The following is a 25,220-nucleotide window of genomic DNA, read 5'->3' as shown; positions in this document are numbered from 1 at the left end:
GGCACCGCCGCCTGGGGTCACCGAACCTTTTCCGACACCTGGTCCAGGGCATCGGGGACGGGAGCCCCGATGCTCCCCGGCGCCGTGACGTTGCAGGTCACGGGCTCGCCCCGGCTTCGAGGCCCCCGCCTGCGCCCTGTGAAGACGGCGCGTTGAAAAGGTTCACTCGGCCGTGGCGACGACCGGCGTGGTGAAACGTCCCTGGTAGAACGACAAGGCCGGCACCTCGGTGGGCTTCAGATGCACGTGGTCCACCGCCACCAGGATGATCGCGTGGTCGCCGCTGGTGATGATCTCGTCGCGGCGGCCGACGAGGATCGCGGGGGTCTCCTTCAGCAGCGGGACGCCGCCCGGGCCGGGCGTCCACCCGACACCGCCGAGCCGCTGCGCGCCGGTGAGCCCCGAGGTGGCGAACCGCCGGGCGATGTCCTCCTGGTCCCGGCTCAGGATGTGGATCGCGATGCGCTCCGCCGCGGTCAGCGCCGCATAGCTGGAGGAGGAGTTCGCCAGGCAGAACAGCACCTTGGCCGGCTCCAGCGAGACCGAGGTGAAGGAGTTGACGGTGAGCGCCGCCAGCCGTCCGTCGGCGGCCACCGCCGTCACCGCGGTGACACCGGTCGGGAACTGGCCGCACACGCGGCGGAACAGGCCAGAGTCGAAAAGCGGTTCGGTCATCATCGGGTCACCGCCGGGGAGGGGTAGTCGGGGCGCAGCCGGTCCTTGAGCTGGATCAGGCACACGGTGTGGCCTGCGGGGTCCTTCACCAGGTGCAATGGTCCGTACGGCCCGTCGATCGGGCCGATGAGCGGGGCGCCGCCGAGCTCGACCGCCTGCGCGACCGCCGCATCCAGCTCGGTGACGCCGAAGTAGGTGATCCACCTGGACGGGACGCAGTTCGGCCACGCGTTGTCCAGCTCCAGCACTCCCGCGACGGGCACGTCGTCGAGGGTGAGGACCGTGTAGGGGCGGCCGGTGGGCGTGTCGGTGCGCAGGTGGGTGCCGTAGCCGAACAGCGACCGGTAGTACGTCACCGACTGCTGCGGCTCGCCGGTGTTCAGCTCGTTCCAGCACAGCGCCCCGGGGAGGTTGAGCAGCTGCACGCCCAGGCGGGCCTCCCCCTGGTAGAGGCCGAACACCGCGCCGAACGGGTCGATCACCGTGGCCCCGGTCCCGGCCGCCGGCAGGTGCCGCGGCGGCGTCACCACCTCCCCGCCCAGGGCGACGGCGCGGCGCACCGCGTCCTCGATCCCGTCGACGGCGAAGTAGGTGAGCCAGCCGTGCGGCCGGCCGCCGTGCAGGCCGCTTTCGGAGATTCCGGCGACGTCGCGTCCGTCGATGCCGCACATCCGGTAGGTCGACCGGCCGAGCCGCTCGTGCCGGACCGACCAGCCGAGCAGGGCGCTGTAGAACTTCTCGGCGACCTCCGGGCGCGGGGTGCACAGCTCCACCCAGACGGCCTCTCCCGAGCGGAACACCCGCTGTGTCGCGGCTTTGCCCGTGCCGTCGCCGGCTGTGGGGTCCGCCGCCTCGTGCACCGCGTCTGTCACGGTGTGCCTCCGTTGCGTCCGGCGCTGACGATGGTTCGTGCGGCCACCTGGTAGGCGCGGTCGGGGCGGCCGGTGGCGAGGCTGGACTCCACCACCTCGACGACCGCCCGCAGCGTGGCGCCGGGGACCGCCAGCAGCGTGTCGATCACTTCGTCGACGGCGGCGTCGAGGTCGGCGTCCGCCTCGATGACCCGGGCGACCAGCCCCCAGGAGTGCAGCTGGCGGCCGGTCGCGGTCGTCAGCCCGGTGAGCAGCGCGTAGGCGTGGGCGCGCGGCAGCCGCTGCGCGATCACGTGCCCGACCCCGGCGGGGGCGAAGCCGAAGCGCGCTTCGGGCAGGTGCGCCTGGGCGTCCGCGGCCGCCACGGGCAGGTGCACCGCGCTCAGCAGCCCGACCCCGAACCCGATGATCTTGCCGCGCACGCCCGCGACCACCGGCACCGGCAGCCCGCGGATCCGCTCCAGCAGCGCGTCGCTTGCGCGGAGCCGGTCGGCCACCGCGGCCTGCGGGGCGCCGGCCAGATCGGCGAACGACGTGGTGTCCCACCCGCCGCAAAAGTGCCTGCCGGCCATCTCCAGCCGGATCAGGGCGCAGGACGGGTCGGCCGCCGCGCCTTCCAGCGCCTCGGTCAGCTCCTGCAGCAGGGCGGCGTCGACGCAGTTGCCCCGTGCGGAGTTGTCGAAGGTCACCCGGGCGACGCGGCCCGCGCGCTCGCTCGTCACTGTGATCGACATGCCCGAATCATACATGCCGGTCGGTATGAAATCTGAAGGCCTTAGGCTGACCTGGCGAGATTTCGGGAAAACTGACCTCCCGTGATGCGTTGACTTGATACCGGCTGGTCGGTACTTTGTGGCGAGCGTCACGTGCCAGGGTCCGAATGACCTGGGCGCCATCACCTGACGCTGTGGAGGACCTAGATGATCAGGAAACGTTTGGCACTCTGGCGCCTGCCGGCCATCGCCGTAGGAGCCGCGGTCGCGATCGGCGTCGCCGGTTGCGGGGGGGATTCGGGCACCGACGAGGCGTCCGGACCGGCGAAGATCCGGGTGCTGCTCAATGCTCAGCCGGCCACGCTCGACCCGATCGCCGGTGCGCGGTCGGCACAGGTCGTGTGGGCCACCATGATCGAGCCGCTCATCAACACCGACTCGTCCCTGGAGCCGGAGCGGACGGGCCTCATCACCGACTGGAAGCGCTCCTCCTCCACCAAGTGGACCTTCACGGTGCGCTCCGGGGTGAAGTTCAGCAACGGCGAGCCGGCCGACGCCGCCGCCGTCGCGAACACCCTCAAGCTCACGCGGGACTCCAAGACCTCGATCCTCAAGCCGTACTTTGCGAACGTCGCCTCGATCGAGGCGACCGACGACGCCACCGTCGAGGTCAAGACCAAGCGGCCGCAGTACGACCTGCCGTACCTGCTCACCACCGTGTACCTGGTGCCGCCGAAGTACTACGAGGAGAAGGGCCCCGAGGGCTTCTCCGCCGCCCCGGTCGGCACCGGCCCCTACGTCTTCGAGGAGGCCAAGCCCGGCCGTGAGATCTCGGTCAAGGTGAACCCGGACTACTGGGGTGACAAGCCGAAGAACACCGGGATCACGTTCACGTGGGCGACCGAGGCCTCCCAGCGCCTGGCGCTGCTGCAGAGCAAGAGCGTCGATGTGGCGCTCGACCTGCCGCCCACCCAGGCCGAGCAGGCCCGCAAGGCCGGGCTCCAGGTCGTGGAGACCGAGTCCGCCATGAAGATCACGGCGTTCCTCGACGCCACCAAGCCGCCCTTCAACAAGGCCGAGCTGCGCGAGGCGGCCGCGCTCGCCATCAACCGCGACGAGATCGTCCAGGGCATCTTCAACGGCAAGGCCGCCGCCGACGCCGGGGTGCTGAACGTCAAGCCCGGCACCCAGCCGGTCGACAAGGTCACGCCCGACCCGGCCAAGGCCAAGGAGCTCGTCGGGTCGTCCTCGCCGTCGGTCAACCTCACCTACCCGGCCGCCCAGTACACCAACATCAAGGAGGTCGCCGAGTCCATCGGCGCGAGCCTCGAAGGGGTCGGCTTCAAGGTCAAGTACCGGTCGGTCGACTACGGCACCCTCGTCAAGGAGGTCGCCGGCCGCCAGATCGACGGCATGTACCTGCTCGCCGCGGTGCCGAACGCGGCCATCCCGGACTTCTTCGCCACCGGCTTCATGAAGACCGCGTCGATCACCGGCAACTGCCCCGACCCGAAGATCGACGGGCTGGTCGACAAGGCCCGCGAGCAAAAGGACGCCACGGCGGCGCAGCAGGTCTACGACGAGCTCAACACGCTCGCAGTGGTGGACAAGCACTGCTACGTCCCGCTGTACCGGCAGCTTTACGCCTACGGCACGGGCGAGGGCGTGCAGGGCGTCGTCTACGGGCCGCTGAACACCTTCGACTTCACCGAGGCGACGCGCTGACGATGGCCGACACGCTGAGCATCGAGGTCCCGGCGGGCAACGGCCGGGACCTCCCCGGCCCCGTGGAACAGCCGGTCCTCCTGGTCGAGGGTCTCGTCGTCGAGCACCGCGACGGCACCACGGGCCGGATCTTCCGAGCGGTCGACGGGGTCTCGCTGCGCGTCGCGGCGGGCGAGAGCACCGCGATCGTCGGCGAGTCCGGATCGGGGAAGACGACGCTGGCGATGGCCGCCACGGGCCTGGGGCCCCGCAGCGGCGGCCATATCGAGCTGCTCGGACGCTCACTGGAGAGGCTCAGCCGCCGCGCCCTGCGGCGGCTGCGCCCCGAGGTGCAGATCGTGTTCCAGGACCCGCACGGCTCCCTGGACGCGCGCCAGTCCGTCCGCTCCGGGCTGCGGGAGCTGCGCCGGCTCCAGCCGGAGCGCACCGCCTGGATCGACGACGCCGCGCTGCTGGAACGCGTCCGCCTCTCGGCGGACCTGCTCGACCGCTACCCCCACCAGCTCAGCGGCGGCCAGGCCCAGCGGGTCTGCATCGCGCGCGCCCTGCTCATGCGCCCGCGGCTCATCGTCGCCGACGAGCCCACCTCCGGTCTGGACGTGTCCGTCCAGGCCGACGTGCTCAAGCTGTTGCGGGAAGTACGCCAGACCACGGGAGCGGCCCTGCTCATGATCAGCCACGACCTCGCGGTGGTCCGGTCGGTGTGCCAGACCGTCCACGTCATGCGGCGGGGACGGGTGGTGGAGTCCGGTCCCTGCGAGACCGTCTTCACCGACCCCGCCCACGAGTACACCCGCGAGCTGCTCGCCGCGATGCCCGGAGCGCGCTGGAGGGCCCGCCGATGAGGACGCTCCACCTCCGGCGCACCGCCCTCCGCCTCCTGGTGCTGCTGGCCTCCACGTTCATCGCGCTGACGACGGCGTTCGCGCTCGGCCGCCTCTCTGGCGACCCGACGGTGAACATCCTCGGCCCCACGGCCCCGCCCGAGCAGCGCGAGGCGCTGCGCCATGAGCTCGGCCTCGACCGGCCGCCGCTCACCCAGTACCTCGACTACTTCAGGAGCGTGTTCACCGGCGACTTCGGTGACTCGCTGCAGTTCTACCAGTCCAACACCACGCTGATCCTCGAGCGGCTGCCCTACACCCTGCAGCTGGTCGCCGCCGGCATGACCATTGCCGTGCTGATCGGCGTCCCGCTCGGCGTCCTGGCGGCCACCCGCGAGGGCACCTGGTGGGACCGGGCGGCCTCCACGCTCGCCCTGCTCGGCCAGTCCGTCCCGGTCTTCTGGCTCGGCATGATGCTCGTCGCCCTGTTCGCGGTGAAGCTGGGGTGGCTGCCGGCCGGCCAGTCCGGGACGCCGCGCCACCTGATCCTGCCCGCGGTGACGATGTCGCTGTACCCGATGGCGCACATCGCCAGGCTGACCCGGGCGTCCATGAGCGAGGCGCTCGCCGAGCCGTTCATCGACTCGGCCCGCGCGCGCGGGCTGAGCACCGCCGGCGTGGTGTGGCGGCACGCCTTCAAGAACGCGCTGATGCCGGTGCTGACCATCGTCATCCTGCAGACCGGGATCTTGATGTCGGGGGCCGTCGCGATCGAGTACGTGTACTCCTGGCCGGGCCTCGGTCAGCTCGCCCTCCAGGCGGTCCAGTTCCGCGACTACCCGCTGGTGCAGGCGATCGTCGTGTTCGGCGCCCTCACGTTCGTCGTGCTGAACCTGCTCGTGGACGTGATCCACTCCATCGTCGATCCGAGGGTGAGGTGAGACCGCGGTGAGTCGCCTGGACGTCAAACCCGCCGTGAAGGAGCCGCAGGCTCCCCGGCGGGCCACCGGCGGGGGCCGCCGCACCCGGCGCGCCCGCACCTCGGTGTTCTGGCTGTCGGTGCCGCTGGCGGCGATCGCCGCCCTGGTGTTCGTCCTGCCGGTGACGGGGCTGCTGCCGGACGGCGGGCAGAACCTCAGCCAGACGCGGCTGCCGCCGGCGTTCCTTGCGGGCGGCACCTGGGACCACCCCCTCGGCACCGACAAGCGGGGCCAGGACGTCCTCACCGAGCTGGTGACCAGCGGTCGGGTGACGATCCTGATCGGCCTGGTCGGGGCGCTGGTGGCGATTGGGCCCGGGGTGCTGATCGGCATGCTCGCCGGCTACCTGCGCGGCTGGGTGGACCGGGTGATCTCCATCTTCATCGACGCCCAGCTCGCCCTGCCGTTCATCCTCATCGCCCTGGCGATCATCTCCAACCGGGGCAGCTCGCTGCCGGTGCTGTTCTCGGTGCTGGCGCTCACCGGATGGGCCGCCTGCGCCCGCGTGACCCGCTCGGCCACCCGGACCATCCGCGAACAGCAGTTCATCCTCGCCCTGCGCGCCGCCGGTGCGTCCGAGACCCGGATCATCTTCCGGCACGTGCTGCCGAACCTGGCCGGCACGGTCGTCGCGTTGGGAACGCTCCAGATCGGCACGGCGATCCTCATCGAAAGCGCGCTCAGCTTCCTCGGCCTCGGGGTGGTCCCGCCCACGACCAGTTGGGGCTCCATGCTCGCCTCCGGGCAGGACGAGCTGGGCCAGGCCTGGTGGATCGCGTTCTTCCCCGGCCTTGCGATCACCGTGCTGGTCCTGCTGGTGAACCTGCTGGGCGACGCACTGCTGACCCACTACGACCCACGAAAGCGGCGCCGATGAGCGAGCCACCGATGAGCGAACTGCTGAACGTGTCGGGCCTGTCCATCACCGCCCGCGTCTCCCGCGGCGAGCTGCGGCTGCTGGACCGGGTCGATCTGACGATCGGGCGCGGCGAGATCGTCGGGGTCGTCGGGGAGTCCGGGAGCGGCAAGACCACCCTGAGCCGCGCCGTGATCGGGCTTCTTGACCGCAACGTCCGAGTGGACGGCGGCTCGATCTCACTGTCGGGCGAGCAGATCGTGGCACCCGGCGTGGACCGGACCGCCCAGATCCGCGGCAGCGCCGTCGGAATGGTCTTCCAGGACGCCTCCCGATCGCTCAACCCGCTGATGAAGGTGCGCGCACAGCTCGCCGAGGTGCTGCGCCGCCACGTCCCCGGCATCGGCAAGCAGGAGATCGAGCGCCGCTCGGTCGAGGTGCTCGAGCAGATGCGCATCAGCGACGCCGCGCGCGTCCTGAGCAGCTACCCCCACCAGTTGTCGGGCGGGTTGCGGCAGCGGGTCGCGATCGGCCTGGCGGTGGTCACCCGGCCCTCGCTGGTCATCGCCGACGAGTGCACCACGGCGCTGGACGTGACGACCCAGACCAAGGTCGTCGAGCTGTTCCGCACCCTGGTCGGCGAGCTCGGCATCGGCCTGCTGTTCGTCACGCACGACCTCATGCTCGCCAGCGACCTGTGCGACCGGATCGCGGTCATGAACGGCGGCCGGGTCGTGGAGACGGGGCCGGCGATGCAGATCCTCGACCGGCCCGAGCACGACTACACCCGCCGCCTGCTGGCGGCCATCCCGACCTGGACCTGACCGAGGAGGCACGACCTTTTCATGCCCACCTACAGCGGCATCGGCGCCTACGCAGCGTATCTGCCCGCGTACGCGCTGGCCGGCAACAGTCTTGAAGGCGCCGCGCCACGCCGTGGCGGCCCCATCCGCAGCGTCGCCGCGTTCGACGAGGACGCCGTGACGATGGCGGTCGAGGCGCTGCGGGATCTGGCGGCCCGCGCCCCCGGCGGCGACCGGCTCGTCCTCGCCACCACCAGTGCGCCCTACGACGGCAAGACCTCGGCCGGGATCGTGCACGCGGCCCTCGGCCTCGCCCCCGGCGTCGCCGCGGTGGACCTGCACGGCGACCGGGCGGGCGCGACCGCACTGGACCTGGTGATGCGCACCGGCGCCCTGGCCGCCGTCAGCGACATGCGCACGCCCCGCTCGGGCGCCCCCGACGAGCTCGCCCACGGCGACGCCGCCGCCGCGTTCGCCCCCGGCGACGGTGCGGCCGTTGTGCTCGCCCACGCCGGGCAGACCGTGGAGGTGCTGGACCGGTGGCGGCTGCCCGGAGAGCGGCACGAGCACGTGTGGGACGAGCGGTTCACCGCGAGCGTGCTGGTCGCCGCGGCCAAGGACGCCGCGCGGCGGGCCCTGGCCGACGCCGGCCTGGAGTCCGTCGATCACGTGGTCGTGGCGTCCCCCAACGCCCGCGCCGCCGCGACGCTGCGCCGCGCCTTCGGCGGCTCCGGCGCCGACGCCGAGGTCGAGCGGCTCACCGGCCACACCGGCGCCGCGCACCTGGGGCTGCTGCTCGCCGCCACGTTGGATGCGGCCGAGCCCGGCCAGACGATCCTGGCGCTGTCGGCGGCCGAGGGCGCCGACGCGTTCGTGCTGCGCGTCGGCGACGGCGTGCGCGCGGCCCGGGCCGGCCGCCCGGTGCGCGAGCAGCTCGCCGCTCGCGAGCACCTCGCCTACGGCCGCTACCTGCGCTGGCGGGGCCTGCTGGAAGTGCAGGGCCCGGCGCGCCCGGCCGCCCCGGCCCCGGCCGCCCCGCCGATGTACCGGCGGGCCGCCTGGAAGTACCGCCTGGAGGGCGCCCACTGCGGCTCCTGCGGCGGCATCACCACCCCGCCGGGCAAGGCGTGCGCCGCGTGCGGCGACGTCGCGGAGCAGCCCCGCACCGTCTCGCTGCGCGACCAGGTCGCCACCGTCGTGTCGGTCACCCGGGACCGGCTGACCACCATGCCCGAGGCCGAGGTCGCGATCGTCGTCGCCGACGTGGCGGTCGAGGGCAGCCGCGGCGGCCGGCTCACCGCCTACGCCACCGACGTCGCCCCCGGCGCCATCACCGTGGGCATGACGATGCGGCCCACGTTCCGGCGGCTGTGGAGCACCGACGCGATCCACAACTACTTCTGGAAGCTTCGCCCGTGGAAGGCCACCAATGACGACTAGACGCCTGGCCCACGACGTCGCCATCGTCGCGATGGGCTGCACCCCGTTCGGCGACCACTGGGGGGCCTCGGCCGACGACCTGCTCGTCGATGCCGTCACCGAGTGCATGGCCTCCCTGCCGGGGATGTCGGTGCACGACATCGACGCCTTCTGGGTCGGCACCCAGGGCTCGGGCCTGTCCGGCCAGGTGCTGGCCCGGCCGCTGCGCCTGACAGACAAGCCGGTGACGCGCGTGGAGAACTACTGCGCCACCGGGTCGGAGGCCTTCCGCAACGCCGTCTTCGGCGTGGCCTCCGGCGCCTACGACATCGTCATGGCCGCCGGCGTCGAGAAGCTCAAAGACAGCTCCCAATCCGGCCTGTCGGCGGTGCTGCCGCCCGCCGACGGCACCGACGTGGACTGGACCGCCCCGGCCGGGTTCTCCCTGCTGGTCCCGGCCTACCAGCAGGCCTACGGCGTCTCCGATGCGGACATGCGCCGCGCGCTGACCCACGTGGCGGTCAAGAACCACGCCAACGGCGCCCTGAACGAACGCGCCCAGTTCCGCAGGCCCGTCACGCCCGAGGCGGTGGAGAAATCCCCGCGCATCGCGGGCGCGCTCGGCGTCATGGACTGCTCGGGGGTCTCCGACGGCGCCGCCGCGGCCGTCATCGTCCGCGCCGAGGACGCCCACAAGTACACCGACAGGCCCGTCTACCTCAAGGGCATGAGCTTCGTGGCCGGGTCCGGCTCCGGGCTCGCCGCCACCGGCTACGACTTCACCACCTTCCCCGAGGTGGTGACCGCCGCCCGGCGCGCCTACGAGCAGGCCGGCGTGACCGACCCGGCCCGGGAGATCTCACTGGCCGAGGTGCACGACTGCTTCACCCCGACCGAGATCGTCCTCATGGAGGACCTGGGGTTCTCCGAACGCGGGAAGGCCTGGCGCGATGTGCTGGACGGCCGCTACGACCTGCGCGGCGCCCTGCCGGTCAACACCGACGGCGGCCTGAAGTCCTTCGGCCACCCGATCGGCGCCACCGGCCTGCGAATGATGTTCGAGTGCTTCACGCAGTTGCGCGGCGAGGCCGGTGAGCGGCAGGTCGAGGGGGCCCGGCTCGCCGTCGCGCAGAACCTCGGCGGCCAGCCCGGCTCGACGGTCGCCTTCGTCGCTGTGCTGGGGAGTGAGCGGTGAGCAGGGCAGTGGACTTCGACGGACAGGTCGTCATCGTCACCGGGGCCGGCCACGGCATCGGCCGCGCGCACGCGTTCATGCTGGCCGAGCACGGCGCCCGCGTGGTCGTCAACGACGTCGGCGGGGCCGTGGACGGGACGGGCTCCTCGCCCGTCGCCGAGGAGGTCGCCCGGCAGATCCGCGACCGGGGCGGCGTCGCCGTCGCCTCCACCGACTCGGTGGCCACGGTCGAGGGCGGCGCCGCGCTGGTGCAGCGCGCCATCGAGGAGTTCGGGTGCGTGGACGCGGTCATCCACAACGCCGGGATCCTGCGGGACCGCACCTTCGCCAAGCTGTCGGACGAGGACGTCACCGCGGTGCTGGAGGTGCACCTGCTGGGCGCCTTCAACGTGCTGCGCCCGGCCTGGAAGCACATGGTCGAGCGGCGCTACGGCCGCATCGTGCTCACCACCTCGGCCTCCGGCCTGCTCGGAACGTTCGGGCAGTCCAACTACGCCGCCGCCAAGGCCGGCCTGATCGGTTTGATGAACGTGCTGTCGCTGGAGGGCCCCCGCTACGGGATCTGTGTCAACGCGGTCGCGCCGACCGCCGCGACCCGCATGACCGAGGGCCTGCTCGGCGAGCTGGCCGACCGGTTCGACCCGCGGCATGTGGCGGCGGTCGCCACGTTCCTGGCCTCCCCGAGCTGCGAGCTGAACCGGCACATCCTCACCGTCGGCGGCGGCCGGGTCGGGCGCATCTTCATCGGGGTGACCCCCGGCTGGTACTCCGGGCCCGAGCCGGCCTCCCCGGACGACATCGCCGCCTCCATCGAGGAGATCTGCTCGCTGTCTGACCACATCGTCCCCCAGAGCGGCCAGGACGAGGTGGCGCTCATCCAGCGGGTTCTGGGCACCTAGCCCCACCGTTCGCGCCCCGCCCGCACCGGCCGCCTCACCGGTTGCGGGCGGGGCGTTCACCGAGTCGTCCAGACCGTCCAGGGGAGGAGGATCCTCATGCCCGTCAGCGAGATCCATCACGTGGCGATGATCGTGTCGGACCTCGACCGCGCCGCCGACTTCTATGAAAAGGCCCTCGGCTACCGCAAGACGCTGCGCGCCGAGGTCGGCGGGCCCGGCATCGAAGAGTCGCTCGCCCTGCCGAAGGGAACCACCGGCAGGGTCCAGTACCTGCAGGGGCCGAGCCAGATCGGCCAGCTCGAGCTCATCGAGTGGAACGCACCCGCCGAGCGCACCGCCACCGCCGGGCACCGCGAGCTCGGCCCGTTCCTGCTCAGTTTCCAGGTGCCGCACGAGGAGATCGAGGAGGTCTACCGGCGGATCTCCGGCCTCGGCGCCGAGTGCCTCGGCCCGCCGCGCCGGGTCCTGCTGGACAACTACGGCTACATCACCGCGTTCGCCGCCCGCGACCTGGACGGCAACCTGCTGGAGTTCGTCAGCCTGCCGAGCCGCGAGGAGATCAAGGCCTTCCGCGGCAAGCAGGCGGAGGCAAAGGACTGATGGCCACGAGCAACTTCAGTGAGACGCTCCGGCTGCAGGCGCTGCGCCGCGCCGACCGCGAGGCGCTCGTCGATGGCGACGGGCGCTGGACCTACGCCGAGTTGGACGCCGAGGTGGACCGGCACGCCGCCGCGCTGCGCGACGCCGGGGTCACCCCCTCTGACCTGGTCGGCGTGCTGGGCCGCAACACCGCCACCTACATCTTCGAACTGCTGGCCCTCAGCCGCCTCGGCGCCATCGGCGTGCCGCTGAACTGGCGGCTGCACCCCGCCGAGCAGGCCTACATCATCGGCCACGCCGGCATCACCGGCCTGCTGTACGACGACGATTTCCGTGACGTGGCCGAGCACGTCGCCCGGCACACCGACCTGCGGGTCACCGTCGCCAACCAGCAGGAGGTGATCGAGGGCGCGGTGCGCCTGGAGGACCTGCTCGCGGCGCAGCCGCCGGGCGTCCGCGTCGCGGACGCCGAGAAGGACTCCGACGACATCCACCGGCTGCTGTACACCTCCGGCACCACCTCCCGGCCCAAGGGCGTCATCCACACCTACGGCAACCTCATCGCCAACCACCGCGCCCAGCTCCTGGAGCTGGAGCTCACCCAGGCCGACCGGATCCTCATCTCCGCGCCGCTGTTCCACGTCAGCGGCCTGGAGGCGCCGGGCCTGGCGACCTTCGTGGCCGGGGCGACGATGGTGCTGACCCCGTCTTTCAAGGCGCCCGACATCGCCCGGATCGTCGCCGAGGAACGCATCACCGGGTTGGTGCTGGCCGCGCAGATCCTGTTCGACCTGATGAAGCTGGATCCGCGGCCCGACTTCGACTCGGTGCGCTACCTGCTGTTCGCCGGCGTGGCGCCGGAGGTCCGCCGCCGGGTCAAGCGCATGTTCCCGCACGTGCGCACCATCGACACCTTCGGCATGACCGAGCTGACCAACGGCGCCTGCTACATGGACGCCGCCCACGAGGAGTCCAAGCTGGGGGCCTGCGGCGCGCCGTTCCCCGGCGTCCACATCCGGATCGTGGACGAGGACTTCCGGCCGGTGCCGCCCGGCGTGCCGGGCGAGATCATCGTGCGGGGGGACAAGGTCTCACCCGGCTACTGGAGGGACGAGGAGGCCAACAGGCGCACCCGCCGCGACGGCTGGTTCCGCACCGGCGACGTCGGCAGGCTGGATGAGGACGGCTATCTGTGGTTCGTCGATCGCCGCACCGACCTCATCAAGTCCGGCGGGGAGAACATCGCCGGCGCCGAGGTCGAACGGGTCATCGCCGAGCACCCGCTGGTCGCGGAGGTCGCGGTCATCGGCGTCCCCGACGAACGCTGGGACGAGGTGCCCAAGGCGTTCGTCATCCTGCGCGAGCCCGCACCGGAGGCGGCCGAGGAGATCCGGCGGCACTGCCTGAACAACCTCGCCAAATACAAGGTGCCCAAATACATCGAGGTCGTGGACGCACTGCCGCGCAACGACTCGGGCAAGGTCCTCAAGACCAAGCTGCGCGAGCGGGAGGGCCTGGGATGAGCACCGCGAACCTCGCCCGGATTCTGGGCGCCAACGCGATCCGCTTCGCCGACCGGGAGGCCCTGGTCTACCAGGACCGCTGCTGGACCTACCGGGAGCTGGCCGCCGAGGTGCACGCGCTCGCCGCCGGGCTGCGGGAGCAGGGCGTCGGCCGCGACAGCCGCGTCGCGGTGGTCGCCGGCAACGTCCCCGAGTTCCTCATGCTCTCGCTGGCGCTGGCCAAGCTCGGCGCGGTGTCCGTGCCGCTGAACTACCGGCTCACCGCCGGGGAGCTGCGGCAGTTGATGGAGCGCGCCGCGGTCGAGGCGGTCGCGACCGTCCCGGAGTTCGCGCCGCTGACGGCCGCGGCCACAGCGACGCTCCCGCAGGTCCGCCGCTACGCCCTCGAACCCATCGACGACGCGGGCGGCTGGATCGACGTGCGGTCCCTCATCGCCGCGCACCGGGGCGCCCGAGTGCCCGACGCCGAGTTGGACGATGCGGCGCTGCAGCGGATCGTCTACACCTCCGGCACCACCAGCCTGCCCAAGGGCGTGATGCTCACCCACGGCAATGTCAACGCCAACATGTACGCCCAGATCGTGGAGCTGGGCCTGCGCGCCGATGACCGGATCTTGAACTTCGCGCCCCTGTACCACGTCGGCGGCACCGATCTGCCCGGGTATGCGATCTGGCAGGTCGGCGGGTGCATGGTGCTGCAGCGCCGGTTCGACCCGGCTCGGGTGCTGACCGCGATCGAGGCCGAGCGCATCACCGGCATGGTGGTCGCGGCGACCATGCTCGACATGATGCGCCGCGCGGCCGAGACCACCCGGGCGGACCTGTCGTCGGTGCGCTGGCTGATCTTCTCGCAGGTGTCGCCCGCGCTGTTCAAGGTCGCCCGCGCCCTGTTCCCCAACGCCCGCCTGATCGAGGGCTACGGCCTCACCGAGACCTGCTCGGGCCTGACCTACCTGGATGAGGCCCACATGGAGACCAAGCCGGGCTCGGTGGGGCTGCCGCTGGTCGGGGTGGACGTGCGGGTCGTCGATCCGGCGGGCAATGACGTCGGGGTGGGGGCCGAGGGCGAGGTCGTCGCCCGTGGTCCCAAGGTCAGCCCCGGCTACCTGGACGATCCCGAGGCGACCGCGGAGGCGTTCCGCGACGGCTGGTTCCACACCGGCGATATCGGGTGCTTTGACGAGGACGGCTACCTGTACATCCGCGACCGCCTCAAGGACATGATCCGTAGTGGCGGCGAGAACATGTCGAGCGCCGAGATCGAGAACGTGCTGGCCGATCACCCGAAGGTCCTGGCGGTCGCGGTGGTGGGGGCCCCGCACCCCCGCTGGGTGGAGGTGCCGGTGGCCTTCGTGGTGGGCCGGCCCGGTCTGGACGCCGCCGATCTGATCGAGCACGCCCGGCGGCGGCTCGGCGGGTTCAAGGTCCCCAAGGAGATCTACCTGGTCGAGGAGCTGCCCACCAACCCCTCCGGCAAGATCCTCAAACGGTCCCTGCGCGAGATGCGCCCGAGGCTGACCCCGGACTGGGCCTATGAGGATCGCGACCGGGGGACGGGCGGCGCTTCAGCGGCCGGCGGCCAGCACGAGTGAGAGCGTATGGATCAGGGCGAACCGTTTGCCTCCGATGCCGAGCTCGTCCCACGGCTTGGCCCACCTCAGGTGCGGGGCGATCTCCCAGGCCGTCCGGTGGGTCCGCAGCAGCTTCGCCACGGCCTCCAGCTCGGCCTGGTGGAAGGCCTTCAGCTCGGCGGCGCGGGCGGCGACGTCGCGGTAGGGGAACTGGTGGGCCGGGCAGGCGATCTGCACGTCCAGGTCGCGGATGCGGTCCAGGGACGCCAGCAGGTCCCCGGCGGGGTCGTCGCCCGGCAGGCTCGGCACGGCGAGTTGAGTCGGCCCTTCGGCCATCAACGTGTCCCCGGTGAACACCACGCCGCGCGACGTGTCGATGTAGACGGTGTGGCCGTAGGTGTGGCCGGGGGTGTGCAGGCCGAGGAAGGTGACGTCGCCGACGACGTGCTCGCTGTCGCCCTCGGGCGTCAGGTCCGGCTCGAGGCTCTCCGAGTGCTTGGCGACCTTGAGCGCGGCCCGGTACATGGCGTCGGTCACCTCCGGCGGCGCACCGGTCATGTCCAGGGCGCGCCGCAACTGGACCAGGAAGCCGCCGCGGACGCTCCGCTGGTGGGCGAAGTCGTCGGCGCGTCCCATGACCACTCGCGCCCCGGACAGCGCCCGCACCCGGTCGGCGAACCCGACGTGGTCGGGGTGGTTGTGGGTGAGCAGCACCAGGCGGACGGCCGCCAGGTCGAGCCCGAGCTCGGCGACCGTCGCGGTGAACGACTTCCAGCAGGAGGGGTGTTCGTACCCGGCGTCGATGAGGACGAGCCCGTCGCCGGTCTCCACCAGAAAGACGGTGATGTACCCCAGCGGGCTGTCGCCCAGCGGCACCGGCACCGCCCAGACGCCGCCGGTGACCTGCAGCGGCTCGGGAATGCGGCGGGAACGGTAGGCGGCGGCATGTGCGGTATCGACAGGTATGGACATGCTGGCTGCTCCCCTCTAGTGTGGGCAAAACATACCGGATGGTCGGAATGTACGATAGGGAGCGCAATGAGCCAGGGGACGCAGGAGCAGATCGGCTTCCGGCTGTGGGCGGTGTCCGACCCGGAGCTGTGCGCGATCATCACGGCCGACGATGAGCGCATCACCTACGGCGAGCTGTTCGCCGAGGTGAACCGGGTCTGCCACGGGCTGCGCGCCCAAGGGGTGAACGAGGGCGACACCATCGCCGTCGTCATGACCAACAGCCCCGCCATGGTCACCGCCTACCTGGCGGCCATGCAGTCCGGCATCTACCTGGTCACCATCAACTACCACCTCACCGCCCCCGAGATCGCCTACATCCTCCAAGACAGCGGCGCCAAGGTGGTGCTGTGCTCCCAGCGGGCGGAAGACACCGTGCTGGATGCGGCCGGCCCCGGCGTCAAGGTGTTCGTGGACGGCACCCCCAAGCGGGCCCGTCCGCTCTCGGAGCTGACCGCGGGGATGCCCGCGACCGACCCCGAGCGCACCCCCCACGGGTCGCTGATGATGTACACCTCCGGCACCACCGGCCGCCCCAAGGGCGTCAAGCGCCCCCTGAGCGGCATCAGCGCCGACCAGGGCGCCCTCACCTACGTGTGGCTGTTCAAGGAGTTCGGCATGAGCCGCGACGCCTTCGGCGCCTGGCTGGTGTCGGCCCCGCTGTACCACTCGGCCAACATCACGCCCGCGATCGGCGCGCTGAACTGGGGCGGCACCATGGTGCTCATGGACGGCTGGACCCCCGAGGGCTTCCTGGAGCGGGTCCAGCGGCACCGGGTGACCGGCACCGCCATGGTCCCCACCCACTTCCACCGGCTGCTGCAGCTTCCCAAGGAGGTGCGCGAGCGCTACGACATCTCCTCGCTGCGGTATGTGCTGCACGGCGCCGCGCCGTGCCCGGTCGAGGTCAAAAAGCAGATCATGGACTGGTTCGGCCCGGTCGTCTACGAGTACTACGGCTCCACCGAGGTCGGCACCACCATCGCCCGGCCCCACGAGTGGCTGGAGCGCCCCGGCACCGTCGGCCGGCCCGCCTCGATCTCCACCCTGAAGATCCTCGACCGGGACGGCAACGAGCTGCCGCCCGGCCAGGTCGGCATCGTCTACATGCGCCAGGGCGACGATGTGGCCGAGTACCACAACGACCCGGAAAAGACCCGCGGCTCCCGCCGCGACGGCCTGATGACCGTCTGGGACATGGGGTACGTCGATGAGGACGGCTACCTGTTCATCACCGGCCGGGCCTCGGAGATGATCCTGGTGGGCGGGGTGAACGTGTACCCGGCCGAGATCGAGGCGGCGCTGCTGGAGCACGAGTGGATCGCGGACGCGGGCGTGCTCGGCGTCCCCCACGACGACTACGGCGAGGTGCCGGTGGCCCACCTGACCCTCACCGACGCCGCCCCCGCGCCCGAGGCCGCCGTGGCGGCCGTCCACGAGTACCTCGCCGGGCGGCTGGCCAAGCCCAAGCTGCCCACCGAGTACGTGGTGCACTCGGCGCTGCCGCGCGACCCCAACGGAAAGCTGTACAAGGCCCGGCTCGGCGACGCCCAGGACGCCGTCCGTCTGCCGGCCCCCGCCAAGTGAGAGCGAACAGGAGACCATGGACTTCGACGACACCCCCAAGGAGCGGGCCTTCCGGCAGGAGGTCGGCGCCTGGCTGGATGAGGCGCTCGACGACATCCCGCCCCAAGAAGGCCTGTCGGAGGCGGAGCGCGCCCACTGGTCGCGCATCTGGCAGGAGCGCATCTGCGCCGGGAACTGGGCCGGCCTGTCCTGGCCGGTCGAGTACGGCGGACGCGGCCTGGACTCCACCGCGCAGGCCATCTTCAACGAGGAGGCCGAGCTGCGCGGCGCGCCCTACCCGCTCAACGGGGTCGGCATGTACCTGGCCGGGCCGACCATCATCGTGCACGGCACCGCCGAGCAGAAGGCCCGCCACCTGCCCGGCATCCTGAATGGCACCGAGTACTGGTGCCAGGGCTTCAGCGAGCCGGGCTCCGGCTCCGACCTGGCCAGCCTGCAGACCAGGGCGGTCAAGGTCGACGGCGGCTGGGTCATCAACGGCTCCAAGATCTGGACCTCCAACGCCCACAACGCCGACAAGTGCCTGCTGCTGGCGCGCACCGACCCGGACGCGCCCAAGCACGAGGGCATCACCTACTTCCTGGCGCCGATGGACCGGTTCACGGTCCGGCCGCTGGTGATGCTCAACGGGGACGCCGAGTTCAACGAGATGTTCCTGGATGAGGTGTTCGTCCCCGATGAGGACGTGCTCGGCGGCGTCGGCAACGGCTGGCGGGTGGCGCTGACCACGCTGGCGTTCGAGCGCGGCACCATGGCGCTGAGCCTGTGGGTGTGGGCGCGGCAGGCCGTCGACCGGCTCACCGACCTGGCGATCGAACGGGGTCTGGCCGACGATACGGCGGTGCTGGACGCGCTCGGCGCGCTGTACGCCGACGCCGAGGCCGTCCGCATCGGGTCGCTGCGCATGATCGGGGAGACCCAGGCCGGCGGTGCGCCCGGCCCGGAGACCTCGGCCCTCAAGAGCCTGTGGGCGGGGGTCGTCCAGGAGGCGAACCGTCTTGCGGTGCAGCTGGACGCCGCCGGCGGGGTGCTGCTCGACGGCGAGGGCGCCGCGGCCCGGATGCGTCATTACCTCCGCTCGCGCGCCCACACGATCGAGGGCGGCACCGAGGAGGTTCAAAAGTCGATTCTCGCGGAGCGGGTGCTGAACCTGCCCCGGTCACGTTGAGCGGAGTGGCGCAATGAAAGCGACGTTCACCCCCGAGCAGCGGGACATCCAACAGTCCGTCCGCTCGATCGCCAAGGAAGAGAAGGTCACCGCCCGCGACGCGCTCGCCGGGCAGTGGCGCGAGCCCGCCTGCGACGCGGTCCTGCTCGGTGATTTCGGGCTGCTCGGGGTGCCCGAGTCGGCCGGCGGCATGGGCTCGTCCCTGGTGGATCTGCTGGTGGCGGTCGAAGCCCTCGGCGAGCACCTGGTGCCCAGCCGCTTCCCGGCGCACGCCGCCGCCGTCCAGCTGGCGCTGGGGCTCGGCGCGCTGCCCGACGATGTGCTGGCGGGCCGCACGGTCCTCACGCCCGCGGTCGACCTTCCCGGCGACCCCGGCTGGCCGGGGCGCGAGGCCGCGGACCCGCTGGTCCGCACCCTCGTGCCGTACGCGGTGCAGGCCGACAAGGTCGTGGCGCTGGCCGCCGACGGCGTCTGGATCGCCGAGCCGGAGCGCATCACCGTCCGCGAGTCGCTCGACCCCTCGGTGCCGCTGTCGGATGTGACGCTGGCGGCGCCGGCGCAGACCGCGCCGGTGGGCCTGGGAGCCGGGCGGGCCGCCCTGGTGGCCGCCGCGCAGCTGTGCGGCGTCGCCGCCGGCGCGATCGAGCTGGCGGCCGGGCACGCCCGCACCCGCACGCAGTTCGGCCGCGTCATCGGCTCCTTCCAGGGGGTGGCCTTCCAGCTCGCCGACGCGGTGACGCGCCGCAAGGCGGCCTGGGACCTGACCTTGTATGCGGCCTGGGCGGTCGACAAGGGGCGCCCGGAGGCCGAGAGCCTCGTCCACGCCGCCAAGGCGGCCGCCGGGAGCGCCGCGGTGTTCGCCGCCGAGCGGTGCATCCAGGTGCACGGCGGCATGGGCATCACGATGGAGGCCGATCCCCACCTGTTCCTGCGCCGCGCGCACGTGCTGGACGCGTGGCTGGGCCGCGGCCGGTGGCACCGCAGGCGCGTGGGGCGCCTGCAGGTGCAGCGCCGCAGAAAGGCGCAGGCCGGGACGTCCTGAGCCGGCCCACCGGGCCCGTGACCGGTCCCTTTCTTCGGTCCTGAACATACCGACTGGTCGGAATTAGGGAGTGTTCGATGAAATTCGGAATCATGAACCTGTTCCCCGTCGCCGAGGGGACCTCAGACCATGAGGTCCTGCGTGAGACCCTCGAAGAGATCGAGCTGGCCGACCAGCTCGGCTTCGACTCGGTCTGGCTGGCCGAGCACCACTTCTCCAAGTACGGCATCCTCGGCAACCCGCTGAACCTCGCCATGGCGATCGCCGAGCGCACCAAGCGCATCACCATCGGCACCGCCGTGGTGGTGCTGCCGCTGCACCACCCGCTGCGGCTGGCCGAGGACATCGCCGCGCTGGACGTGCTGTCCGGCGGCCGGGTCGCCATCGGCGTCGGCCGCGGCTACCAGCCGGCCGAGTTCCGCGGCTTCGGCGTCCCCCTGGAGGAGTCCAAGCGCCGCTACCAGGAGAGCCTGGAGGTGCTCCGGCTGGCGCTGTCGCAGGAGAACTTCAGCTACCATGGCGAGTTCTTCCAGCTCGACGACGTCACCACCTACCCCCGGCCGCTCACCGCGGGCGGGCCGCCCATCCTGCAGGGCACCGTCTCGCCCGACAGCTTCCGCGAACGCGGCGCCCGCGGCGAGGCGATCATCACCTCCCCCAACTTCACGCCGCTGGGGATCATGCAGAAGAACTTCAACCTCTACCGCACCGCGATGGAGGAGAACGGCCACGACATCACTCAATACGATCTGCCGTTCATGCAGCAGGTGTGGTGCGGTGAGGGCGAAGAGGGCCTTCATGAGGCGGCGCAGGCCGCGCTGAACTACTACCGGACCGTCGGGAAGGTCATCCCCGGCTCCAAGGAGGCCCTGGAGCAGGAACGCTCCTACTACGAGGCCGTCGCCAAGAACATCAAGCTGCTCACCCTCGAGAAGACGCTGACCCACGGCGGCAACTTCGGCTCGCCCCAGAAGGTCATCGAGACCATCGAGATGCTGCGCGAGCAGCTCGGCATCACCCACTACATCTGCTGGCTGCGCATCCCCAGCCTGGACCGCAAGACCGCGCTGAAGTCGATGGAAGAGTTCGCCACCAAGGTCATCCCGCACTTCCGCGCCCAGGAGGACGAACAGGCCGCCTCGTCGACGGAGGCGGTCGCCGGGTGAAGATCAGCGTCTTTCTGAGCGCCCAGTTCGACCCCGCCGCCTCGGCGGTCGAGGGACTGGACGGCGTGGTGCGGCAGGCCGCCGCGGCCGAAGAGGCCGGCTTCCACGCCGTCTACCTCGGCCACCACTACCTGGCCAAATCGGCGTTCCTGCAGCCGATCCCCCTCGCCGGGTACCTGGCCGGCGCCACTGAGCGCATCCGCATCGGCTTCGGCGTCCTGCTCGCCCCGCTGCTCAACCCCATCGCCCTCGCCGAGGACCTCGCCTCCCTGGACGTGATCACCGGCGGGCGGCTGACCGTCGGGATCGGCGCAGGCTACCGCAAGCGGGAGACCGCGGCGTTCGGCGTCGCCTGGGACGACCGGCTGCGCCGGCTGCGCGAGTACGTGCCGGCGCTGCGGGCCCTGTGGCGAGGCGAGACCGTTGACCTGGCGGGCAGCTGGGGCGAGGCGGAAGGGGCGAGCCTGCCGCTGCGCCCCGTCCAGCCGGGCGGCCCGCCGATCTGGATCGGCGCGTTCGCCGAAGGGGCCGTCCGGCGGGCGGCCCGCCTGGACGCCCCCTGGCTCATCGGCCCCAAGGGCAACGACGCCGAAGTGGCGGCGCTGCTGAAGGTGTACCGCGACACCCTCACCGAGCACGGGTTCTCGCTGGAACGCGACTACCCCATGGCCCGGGAGGCCTACCTCGCCGACACCCGCGCCGCCGCCGTCGCCGCGGTACGGCCCCACCTGGAACGCCAGTACGCCGGCTACAAGTCCTGGGACGACGCCCAACGCCTCGACATCGACCGGTACATGGCCGAGGACTGCCTCATCGGCACCGCCGACGACATCGTCGCCAAGCTCCACCGCTGGGAACGCGACCTCGGCATCACCGAGGTGTCGCTGCGGCTCCAGTTCGTGGGCGCCGGGCAGGAGGAGGCGATGGAGCAGATCCGCCGGTTCGGCGCCGAGGTCATCCCCCGGCTCGATCCCCCCGCGGCCCCGCAAGGCCCCGCATCCGACCAGGGAGGTGTGCGGTGACCGGCACCAACCTCGCCGAAATCCTCCAGGCCCGGGCCCGCGACCGCGGCTCCGTCCCCGGCCTGCACGCCGAGGACGGCCGGTCGTGGACCTTCCAGCAGGTCGATCTCATCGCCGGCGGCGTGGCCCAGGCCCTTGCGGCCGCCGGCGTCGGCGCCGGCGACCGGGTCGGCCTCTACCTGGTCAACGGCCCGGAGATCGTGTTCTTCCTGTTCGGCGCCTGGAAGATCGGCGCCGTCCCGGTGACGATCAGCAGCCTGTACAACGCCGAGGAACTGGCCGAGTCGATCGCCAAGACCGACCCCAAGCTCCTGCTGGCCGACGTCCGGCGCGCCGAGGTGCTCCAAGACCTCAAAGCGCCGGGCGTGACCATCCGGTCGGTGGGCCCGCCCGGGGAGACGGGCGGGCCGGTGGCCGGCCACCCGCCGCTGGAATGGGGCCACCAGGCCCACGTCGAGGCCGTACCGGTCGAGCCGGACGCCGAGTCCTGCATCCTGTTCACCGGCGGGACCACCGGGCGTCCCAAGGCCGTCAGCGTCACCCACGGCGGGACCCTCGACTCGCTGCGCCGCCTCGCCAAGGTCTCCACCGGCACCGACGAGCAGGGGAGCGCGTCACCGGACGCCAAACCCAACCTGATCGCGCTGCCGCTGTTCCACTCCGGCGGCCAGCACGCGCTGATGTTCGCCTACTTCGTCGGCCGCGGCGCGGTGGTGTGGGAACGCTTCGGCGTCGATCGCCTGGCCGCCCTGATGGAACGGTTCGCGTTCGACAACTTCTTCTTCCTGCCCACGATGATCTACGACATCGTGCACGCCGAACGCGACCTGCCCTTCACGGGGGTCAAACACGTCCTGGTGGCCGGCCAGGCCATCTCCTGGAAGCTGCGGCGCGACTTCGAGCTGCGCTACGGCGTGCCGATCCTGGTCAACTACGGCTCCACCGAATCCGGCCACATCGCCGGCTGGACCGGCAAGGACATGAAGGCCGGGCTGTGGAAGCCGGGCTCGGCCGGCCGGATCTACCCCGGCGTCGAACTGGAGATCCGCGACGAGGACGGGCGCGCCCTGCCGCCCGGACAACAAGGAGAGATCGTCGTCCGCTCCCGGCTGACCAAGGGCTATGTGGACGACGCCGAGGCCTCGGCGGCGCTGGTCCGCGACGGGTGGGTCCACACCGGCGACATCGGCTACGTCGATGAGGACGGCGTGCTGTGGCTGGTGGGCCGCAAACGCGACATGATCAAGTGCGGCGGCTTCCAGGTGTGGCCCGAGGAGATCGAGGATGTGCTGCGCGAGCACCAGTACGTGCGCGACGTGCGCGTCCTCGGCCGGCCAGACGACCGGCTGGGGGAGATCCCGGTCGCGCTCGTCGTCCGCGACACCGCCGCGCCGCTCTCCGACGCCGAGCTGGCCGAGGAACTGATCGCCTTCGCCCGGGACCGGCTCGCCCACTTCAAGGCCCCGCGGCGGGTGGAGTTCGTCCCCGAACTGCAACGCACCGCATCCGGCAAGATCAGCCGCGTCGCGGTGCCCGACCCGGAAGGGGGGCCGCGCCGGTGAAGTTCGGCATCATGGCCTCGCACCAGTACCCGCACGGCGACGACCTGCGAAAGCGGCTGGATGAGCTGTTCAGCACCGTCGAACTGGCCGCGGAACTGGGCTATGACTCGGTCTGGACGATCAACCACTTCCAGTCGAACCTGGCGACGCCGCAGCCCATCTCGATGACGGCGAGCCTCATCCCGCGCTCGGGCACCATGACCCTCGGCACGGGAATCCTCATCCTGCCGCTGTTCCACCCGGCGCACATCGCCGAGGAGTTCGCCACCCTCGACCACCTGTCGGGCGGGCGGGTCGTCCTCGGCGTCGGCGCCGGCTACCGCGACAACGAATTCGCCGCCTTCGGCGTCGATCCGGCCACCCGGTTCCGCCGGTTCGACGAGAGCATCCGCCTCATCCGGGCGCTGTGGTCGGGGGAGACCGTCGAACACGACGGCGAGTTCTACCCCCTCTCCGGCGGCACCATCGGCATCCGCCCGCTCACTCCGGGCGGCCCGCCGATCTGGATCGGCGCGGGCGGCAGGACGGCGGTGCGCCGGGCCGCCCGGCTCGGCGACGCCTGGTACGCCCCGGGCAACTCGCCCAACCCCGGATACCTGCCCAAACACGTCGCCGTCTACAACGAGGCGCTCGCCGAGTACGGCAAGGACCCCGCCTCCGTCGAACGGCCGATCGGGGTCGAGCTGTACTGCGCGCCCACCACCCAGCAGGCCGTGGAGACGGCGCTGCCGTATGCCCGCACCGAGTACGCCACCTACGCCGAGTACCCCGCGCTGCGCTGGCAGCGCGACCGGTTCGACGAGCTGGTGCGCCACACCCTGCTGCTGGGCTCCCCGGAGTTCCTCATCGAACGCATCGGCGCCCTGCGCGAGCTGGGGTTCAACCACGTCATCTTCCGGCCGGGCTGGCTGGGCATGCCGGTGGAGAAGATCCACGCCTCGCTGCGCCTGTTCGCCGCGGAGGTCTTCCCCGCCTTCCGCTGACCACCCGCCCCTGCACATCCCTTCCCACAGACGAGCTTTCCAGGAGAACCCGTGAAGAAGAGCGAAGCGGAACTGCTGCGCAACCACTGGGACGCCGAGCACATGGAGACCGACCCCGAGGTCCTCGCCTCCTACGTCAAGTACCACGTGGACGAGCAGCGGTCCGTCGCCACCATCACCTTCGACCGGCCCGAACGGCTCAACGCCCTGCCGGTCGCCGCCTTCGAACGCATCGGCGACCTGGTCCGCGAGGCCGAGGCCGACGACCGCGTCAAGGTCATCGTCTTCAAGGGCGAAGGCGACCACTTCGGCACCGGCGCGGACGCCTCCGAACTCGGCCACTACATCGGCTACAAGTCCGGCAAGGACAAGGAGTCGCGCCGCCGGCCCTCCCAGCGCCAGCGTATCCTCCCCGACCGCAACGTCCTGTCCTCGGGCTTCACCCGCCCGATCATCGAGTCGCTCAAGGCGACGATCTGCCAGGTCCAGGGCTACTGCTACGGCGGGCACTTCCAGATCGCGCTCTCGTCCGACATCGTCATCGCGACCCCCGACGCCAAGTTCACCCACCCGGCGTTCCGCTACCTGGGGCCCGGCCCGCAGGACATGTACCACTGGATCGAGAAGGTGGGCCTGACCACCATGAAGGACGTCATGCTCACCATGCGCGCCATCGGCGCCGAGGAGGCCGAGCGCAAGGGCCTGGTGACCAAGGTCGTTCAGCCCGACGAGCTGGAGAAGTGGGTCAACGACTACGCCGACGCGATCGCGGTCATGCCGCTGGACTCGCTCATGATGGGCAAGGCCATGATGCAGATCATCATGGAGGCCCGCGGCAAGGGGCTCGGCGCCATGACCGGGTGGGTCGGCCACGGCTGGGCCACCAACCTCAGCTTCGACGAGGGGGACTGGAACTTCCTGCGGGAGCGCCGTGAAAAGGGCGTCGCCAAGGCCCTGGAAGAGCGCGACAAGCTCGTCGCCCCCTACTTCCGCCTCGGCGAGACCCGCGCCGCCGAGTAGAAGT

General features: G+C 71.4%; 23 protein-coding genes. 19 read left to right on the top strand and 4 right to left on the bottom strand.

The genetic code is table 11. From position 1 onward, the window contains the following. Positions 1 to 162: 162 nt before the first annotated feature. The 3 genes from TCUR_RS13440 to TCUR_RS13430 are packed head-to-tail and all read right to left on the bottom strand — an operon-like array spanning position 163 to position 2,281. Entirely contained in the window at positions 163 to 675 is a 513-nt protein-coding gene (locus tag TCUR_RS13440; protein ID WP_041439709.1) for a flavin reductase family protein, read from the bottom strand. Further along, positions 675 to 1,547, bottom strand: a complete 873-nt coding sequence (locus TCUR_RS13435) for a VOC family protein (RefSeq protein ID WP_012853056.1) — start codon at positions 1,545 to 1,547, stop codon at positions 675 to 677. Before TCUR_RS13435 ends, TCUR_RS13440 begins: the two co-directional genes overlap by 1 nt. Continuing rightward, a complete protein-coding gene (locus TCUR_RS13430) occupies positions 1,544 to 2,281 on the bottom strand; it encodes an enoyl-CoA hydratase/isomerase family protein (protein ID WP_041439706.1) in 738 nt (245 codons plus the stop codon). The genes TCUR_RS13435 and TCUR_RS13430 overlap by 4 nt, the downstream gene beginning before the upstream one ends. 201 nt (positions 2,282 to 2,482) lie before the next feature. Between TCUR_RS13430 and TCUR_RS13425 the strand changes: the two genes are divergently transcribed. The 11 genes from TCUR_RS13425 to TCUR_RS13375 all read left to right on the top strand — a co-directional run bounded on the left by TCUR_RS13425 (position 2,483) and on the right by TCUR_RS13375 (position 14,676). Continuing rightward, the gene (locus tag TCUR_RS13425) at positions 2,483 to 3,985 is read left to right on the top strand and encodes an ABC transporter substrate-binding protein (protein WP_041439705.1); all 1,503 of its coding nucleotides are present in this window, start codon (positions 2,483 to 2,485) and stop codon (positions 3,983 to 3,985) included. A 2-nt stretch (positions 3,986 to 3,987) separates the two neighbouring features. Continuing rightward, positions 3,988 to 4,830 carry an ABC transporter ATP-binding protein gene (locus tag TCUR_RS13420; protein WP_012853053.1) on the top strand — a complete coding sequence of 281 codons (843 nt, stop codon included), beginning with the start codon at positions 3,988 to 3,990 and terminating at the stop codon, positions 4,828 to 4,830. Continuing rightward, positions 4,827 to 5,750 (top strand): ABC transporter permease, encoded by a 924-nt coding sequence (locus TCUR_RS13415; RefSeq protein ID WP_012853052.1) that lies wholly within the window; start codon positions 4,827 to 4,829, stop codon positions 5,748 to 5,750. Before TCUR_RS13420 ends, TCUR_RS13415 begins: the two co-directional genes overlap by 4 nt. Before the next feature lie 7 nt (positions 5,751 to 5,757). Then, positions 5,758 to 6,666: an ABC transporter permease gene (locus TCUR_RS13410; protein WP_012853051.1), complete on the top strand. Its 909-nt coding sequence runs from the start codon at positions 5,758 to 5,760 to the stop codon at positions 6,664 to 6,666. Between the two features lie 11 nt (positions 6,667 to 6,677). Continuing rightward, positions 6,678 to 7,469, top strand: coding sequence for an ABC transporter ATP-binding protein (locus TCUR_RS13405; protein ID WP_012853050.1), 792 nt, complete (start codon positions 6,678 to 6,680; stop codon positions 7,467 to 7,469). A gap of 21 nt (positions 7,470 to 7,490) precedes the next feature. Continuing rightward, entirely contained in the window at positions 7,491 to 8,888 is a 1,398-nt protein-coding gene (locus tag TCUR_RS13400) for a hypothetical protein (RefSeq protein ID WP_012853049.1), read from the top strand. Next, complete coding sequence (locus tag TCUR_RS13395; RefSeq protein WP_012853048.1) at positions 8,878 to 10,062, top strand: acetyl-CoA acetyltransferase; 1,185 nt, start codon at positions 8,878 to 8,880, stop codon at positions 10,060 to 10,062. The genes TCUR_RS13400 and TCUR_RS13395 overlap by 11 nt, the downstream gene beginning before the upstream one ends. Continuing rightward, entirely contained in the window at positions 10,059 to 10,961 is a 903-nt protein-coding gene (locus TCUR_RS13390) for an SDR family NAD(P)-dependent oxidoreductase (protein WP_012853047.1), read from the top strand. Before TCUR_RS13395 ends, TCUR_RS13390 begins: the two co-directional genes overlap by 4 nt. Before the next feature lie 96 nt (positions 10,962 to 11,057). Continuing rightward, the gene (locus tag TCUR_RS13385) at positions 11,058 to 11,561 is read left to right on the top strand and encodes a VOC family protein (RefSeq protein ID WP_012853046.1); all 504 of its coding nucleotides are present in this window, start codon (positions 11,058 to 11,060) and stop codon (positions 11,559 to 11,561) included. Further along, a complete protein-coding gene (locus tag TCUR_RS13380; protein ID WP_012853045.1) occupies positions 11,561 to 13,084 on the top strand; it encodes a class I adenylate-forming enzyme family protein in 1,524 nt (507 codons plus the stop codon). Before TCUR_RS13385 ends, TCUR_RS13380 begins: the two co-directional genes overlap by 1 nt. Further along, positions 13,081 to 14,676: a class I adenylate-forming enzyme family protein gene (locus TCUR_RS13375; RefSeq protein WP_012853044.1), complete on the top strand. Its 1,596-nt coding sequence runs from the start codon at positions 13,081 to 13,083 to the stop codon at positions 14,674 to 14,676. The genes TCUR_RS13380 and TCUR_RS13375 overlap by 4 nt, the downstream gene beginning before the upstream one ends. Here TCUR_RS13375 and TCUR_RS13370 read toward each other — a convergent pair. After that, positions 14,650 to 15,627 (bottom strand): MBL fold metallo-hydrolase, encoded by a 978-nt coding sequence (locus tag TCUR_RS13370; RefSeq protein WP_012853043.1) that lies wholly within the window; start codon positions 15,625 to 15,627, stop codon positions 14,650 to 14,652. The two genes, TCUR_RS13375 and TCUR_RS13370, sit on opposite strands and share 27 nt — an antisense overlap. 66 nt (positions 15,628 to 15,693) lie before the next feature. Here TCUR_RS13370 and TCUR_RS13365 point away from each other — a divergent pair, with 66 nt between their 5' ends. The 8 genes from TCUR_RS13365 to TCUR_RS13330 all read left to right on the top strand — a co-directional run bounded on the left by TCUR_RS13365 (position 15,694) and on the right by TCUR_RS13330 (position 25,216). Then, a complete protein-coding gene (locus TCUR_RS13365; protein ID WP_012853042.1) occupies positions 15,694 to 17,253 on the top strand; it encodes an AMP-binding protein in 1,560 nt (519 codons plus the stop codon). Between the two features lie 16 nt (positions 17,254 to 17,269). Then, a complete protein-coding gene (locus TCUR_RS13360; protein WP_012853041.1) occupies positions 17,270 to 18,421 on the top strand; it encodes an acyl-CoA dehydrogenase family protein in 1,152 nt (383 codons plus the stop codon). A gap of 13 nt (positions 18,422 to 18,434) precedes the next feature. Further along, the gene (locus tag TCUR_RS25000) at positions 18,435 to 19,463 is read left to right on the top strand and encodes an acyl-CoA dehydrogenase family protein (protein WP_012853040.1); all 1,029 of its coding nucleotides are present in this window, start codon (positions 18,435 to 18,437) and stop codon (positions 19,461 to 19,463) included. A gap of 77 nt (positions 19,464 to 19,540) precedes the next feature. Continuing rightward, complete coding sequence (locus tag TCUR_RS13350) at positions 19,541 to 20,629, top strand: LLM class flavin-dependent oxidoreductase (protein ID WP_012853039.1); 1,089 nt, start codon at positions 19,541 to 19,543, stop codon at positions 20,627 to 20,629. Then, positions 20,626 to 21,651 carry an LLM class flavin-dependent oxidoreductase gene (locus TCUR_RS24995; protein WP_012853038.1) on the top strand — a complete coding sequence of 342 codons (1,026 nt, stop codon included), beginning with the start codon at positions 20,626 to 20,628 and terminating at the stop codon, positions 21,649 to 21,651. The genes TCUR_RS13350 and TCUR_RS24995 overlap by 4 nt, the downstream gene beginning before the upstream one ends. Beyond that, positions 21,648 to 23,213, top strand: a complete 1,566-nt coding sequence (locus TCUR_RS13340; protein WP_012853037.1) for a class I adenylate-forming enzyme family protein — start codon at positions 21,648 to 21,650, stop codon at positions 23,211 to 23,213. The genes TCUR_RS24995 and TCUR_RS13340 overlap by 4 nt, the downstream gene beginning before the upstream one ends. After that, entirely contained in the window at positions 23,210 to 24,196 is a 987-nt protein-coding gene (locus TCUR_RS13335) for an LLM class flavin-dependent oxidoreductase (RefSeq protein ID WP_012853036.1), read from the top strand. The genes TCUR_RS13340 and TCUR_RS13335 overlap by 4 nt, the downstream gene beginning before the upstream one ends. A 51-nt stretch (positions 24,197 to 24,247) precedes the next feature. Continuing rightward, positions 24,248 to 25,216 carry an enoyl-CoA hydratase/isomerase family protein gene (locus TCUR_RS13330; RefSeq protein WP_012853035.1) on the top strand — a complete coding sequence of 323 codons (969 nt, stop codon included), beginning with the start codon at positions 24,248 to 24,250 and terminating at the stop codon, positions 25,214 to 25,216. Positions 25,217 to 25,220 lie beyond the last annotated feature (4 nt).

Origin of the sequence: Thermomonospora curvata DSM 43183 (assembly GCF_000024385.1) — a bacterium.
Taxonomy (GTDB): domain Bacteria; phylum Actinomycetota; class Actinomycetes; order Streptosporangiales; family Streptosporangiaceae; genus Thermomonospora; species Thermomonospora curvata.
Note: the sequence above shows the minus strand (reverse complement) of the source record. Positions and strands in the feature narration are given on the sequence as shown.